Genomic DNA, 236 nt, shown 5'->3' on the forward strand with positions numbered 1-236 from the left:
TGAGCTTGTGAAGCCGAAGAGCGTCGTGGGTAGAAATACCGTAGCGGCTATGCAAGCTGGCATCATCTATGGATATGTCGGTCAAGTCGACGGAATTGTAGAGCGTGTAAAGCAAGAGTTTAATGTAAATCCTACAGTCATAGCAACAGGCGGACTCGCAGAGCTGATCTCCAGCGAATCTCGCACGATCCAAATCGTGAACCCTTTGCTGACTTTGCAAGGGCTACAAATGATTT

The 236-nt window shown here is 47.9% G+C and carries 1 protein-coding gene; it reads left to right on the forward strand.

Annotation, left to right across the window (positions count from 1 at the left end):
- Positions 1–236: type III pantothenate kinase (locus KVT27_RS26140; RefSeq protein WP_217582328.1), on the forward strand; the 236-nt coding region annotated here is incomplete at both ends.

Origin of the sequence: Lysinibacillus sp. GbtcB16 (genome assembly GCF_019091145.1) — a bacterium.
GTDB classification, from domain to species: Bacteria; Bacillota; Bacilli; order Bacillales_A; family Planococcaceae; genus Lysinibacillus; species Lysinibacillus fusiformis.